The organism is Achromobacter sp. 1012554356, from assembly GCF_059760815.1.
The window spans coordinates 1-253 of sequence record NZ_JCBANC010000147.1 but is presented as its reverse complement, the minus strand read 5'-3'; the positions used below and the strand labels follow the sequence as shown (position 1 = coordinate 253).

The following is a 253-nucleotide window of genomic DNA, read 5'->3' as shown; positions in this document are numbered from 1 at the left end:
GTCCACCTGTGTCGGTTTGCGGTACGGTCTCGTACAGCTGAAGCTTAGAGGCTTTTCTTGGAACCACTTCCAATCACTTCGCAAGCAATGCTCGCTCGTGCCATACCCTTGATTTACGCGCCCGGATTTGCCTAAGCGCCATCTTCGATACAGCAACAGGGACATCCAACACCCTGATGATCTTCCGCGATCCGTCCCCCCATCGCACTGTACGACGGTGCTGGAATATTAACCAGCTTCCCATCAGCTACGC

General features: G+C 54.2%; 1 rRNA gene. It reads right to left on the bottom strand.

Annotated elements, in window-relative coordinates:
• Positions 1-253 (bottom strand): 23S ribosomal RNA (locus AC6LJW_RS29515); the annotation flags it as partial.